A 2,635-nucleotide genomic window follows, 5' to 3' on the forward strand; every position below is an offset into this window, starting at 1 on the left:
AGTTTTGGACAGGATGTAAACGTAGTGTACGTAACCGAACATTAACGTACGGTGATGTTCGATATTCAAACCGCCCTCTAAATTGAAAATGCCCCGAAACCGTTTAGAGTAGTGACTCATTCACATCCTGTTAATGCGAGTTTGCCCTATAAAAAGTTATTCAATTTGACTTCAAACATTCAATTCAAGACAGTTTGGCCAATTGAGTTTGATAGTTAGTAGGTTGGCAGTTAAAATGATAATGTCAGACACCTTAGTAGAGAAAGCTTATGAAGTACGTCAAGGCTGAAGCGAACAGCTCCAAGACTAATCGTCAATTTGTTCCTAAAGCGAAAAACTTTAAAGTGAGCACGTCTTATGAAGGGCTTACTGCAAAAAGTAAATTTCAATCACTGGAAGCGTTAAAACGGCAATATGCGAGATAAGTACGGAGTCGCTCAGGACCATTATTGCTATCCTCACTCTAATACACTTATAAATCTACTTAATATTCGTGATAGCGAAAAACTGGATGAAGCTGAAGTCGCATTCTCTGAATATCGATATATTGAATATTCGAGTCTTGTCTCAGATTTAGAAGACTTCGATATAGGTCACTTTAGACATCTTCATTGGGTGCTTTTTCAGGATCTGTATGGATGGGCTGGAGAAGAACGTGATGTTGATATCAGTAAAGGCAACACGCGCTTTTGCCATTGCTCTTTTATTGAAAGAGAGCTTATACGGCAGCTAGAACGTATCCCCCAACTTCGTGAATGCTCAGATCGTGTTGAATTTATTCGACTAGTCGCAGATATTTTTTGTGAAATTAATATCATTCATCCTTTTCGAGAAGGAAATGGTAGGACCACACGGTTTTTCTTTGAAGAGCTTGTTTTTGTGGCTGGATATGAGCTTAATTGGCCTGAGATTCCAAAAGAACAATGGATTGAAGCCAACGTACAAGGATATCTTGGTGACGTATCATTTCTAGAGCTTATTTTTGATATGGCAATCAGTTAAAGCCCCTTTTATCTACCCAAAGTCCGTTCAGGTAACTGTTAAAGCTAGCCCTTTTCAAATCAAAAATGCCCCAATATTGGTTAGAATAAAAGCTCAGACACATCATGTTAATACACATTTACCCTATCAAAACTTATCTGAAAGGGGCCTTTTACCAATATACGTATAACCTGTGCTCCATTTACCAACCTGAGTCTCCACTTTTTCTCTCTAAACTATTGATTTTCAATTGAAATGACAAATGAAAGACGGCATCATAGCAGGATAGTGAACGGCTTATAGTCGTATAGTAAGCGTTAAATGGCAGAATGAAAAATGAGCAAAAATAGTAAACATAAAAGACAAAAAAAACGAGCTAAAGCGCAAAAAGTCGCAAACCAAAAGTCTGAAAATATTCGTAAGAAGCAGAACTTAATTCCTACCATATATTTTGATGAGTCAGGCAACACAGGTTCAAATTTATTGGACAATAATCAGCCTGTATTTACATTAGCTAGCTGTGATCTTTCTTACAAAGAAGCCGAAAGACTTCTTGAGTTGGTGGGTTCTCGTGCAGAAAGCGAGTTGCACTTTAAGAGACTTAAACGAAACAGGGCTGGTCAAGATGGTATTGTTCGCTTATTGAGCGATTCAGCAATCAATCCAAATAGCGTTAAAATTAATGTTTTCTTAAAACGTTTTATGGTTACCTCAAAAATCGTAGACCTACTTATTGAACATATGTTGCATCTCAAAGGTGTCGATTTATATGTCAATGGTCAAAATATTGCGTTATCAAATATGCTCTTTATTTGCCTGCAATCATTTTGTGATGAAGAGTTGGTCGATGAAATGTACAAGCTATTTGTTCAAATGATCAAAGAACAGACACCAGAATCAATCGAGGTATTTTATACCGCAGTTGAATCGGTCAAGGCATCATCTTCTAGTGATGGCTTCAAGTCGGACTTAAACCAAATTCTCGAAACCAAGCAGGTAATTGATAGTGCATTGGCAGACTTAGATAAATCTGCGCTTGACCCGTCTATTCCTGCTTTATTTGCGCAATGTATTCAGTGGGGACAGGAATATCCAAAAGGTTTCCATCTAGTTCACGATGACTCTCATAGCATTGAAAAACAAAGAGAAATGTTTGGTATGTTCATGGATTGGACTCAGGACAGCGTTGAGCTAGGTTATGATCGCCGCAAGTTTGGCCTACCGCTAAAAGGTAAGTCTCTAAAGTTCGCTGACTCTAAGAAACATAAGCAAATACAAGTAGCTGATATTATAGCTAGTTCATTCGCATACTGGGCGGCAGGAGTATCCAGAGGAGAAATTGAAGGTGGAACGCCAATGCTGGGCTATGTGTTTGTGACCTGCTCAATGCTTTCTCTTGCATGGACTGCACACCTTCGTGCAAGTCTTGCAGAGAAATACGGCTCCGTTGTGTCCATGTTGTACCAGTATATTTCCGTTGCAGTGCTTGGCATCGTGGTGGTGTTCGCAATGGATTTAGATCTGTCGCAAATCAACATTATTCTTTCTAGCCCATTGCTGTGTTACCGCCGATGTAAAAATGACCCACTAACGTCGATTTAAAATTGACCCACCTGAGACAAAATGTCTGTTCGTTTCATGGATAAAACGGCGG

1 protein-coding gene and 1 pseudogene are annotated in these 2,635 nt (G+C 39.0%); both read left to right on the top strand.

Going from position 1 to position 2,635, the window contains the following annotated elements:
- The first annotated feature begins 414 nt into the window (after positions 1-414).
- Positions 415-1,002 (top strand): Fic/DOC family protein, encoded by a 588-nt coding sequence (locus B5D35_RS23350; RefSeq protein WP_078754791.1) that lies wholly within the window; start codon positions 415-417, stop codon positions 1,000-1,002.
- 315 nt (positions 1,003-1,317) lie between these two features.
- Positions 1,318-2,541 (top strand): annotated as a pseudogene (locus B5D35_RS23355) (DUF3800 domain-containing protein); the annotation flags it as partial.
- Between the last annotated feature and the right edge of the window lie 94 nt (positions 2,542-2,635).

The organism is Enterovibrio nigricans DSM 22720, assembly GCF_900167155.1.
GTDB classification, from domain to species: domain Bacteria; phylum Pseudomonadota; class Gammaproteobacteria; order Enterobacterales; family Vibrionaceae; genus Enterovibrio; species Enterovibrio nigricans.

Bases quoted from the DNA above. Each gene is read 5' to 3' on its own strand.
- B5D35_RS23350 (WP_078754791.1), top strand. From the start codon at position 415: ATGCGAGATAAGTACGGAGTCGCTCAGGACCATTATTGCTATCCTCAC.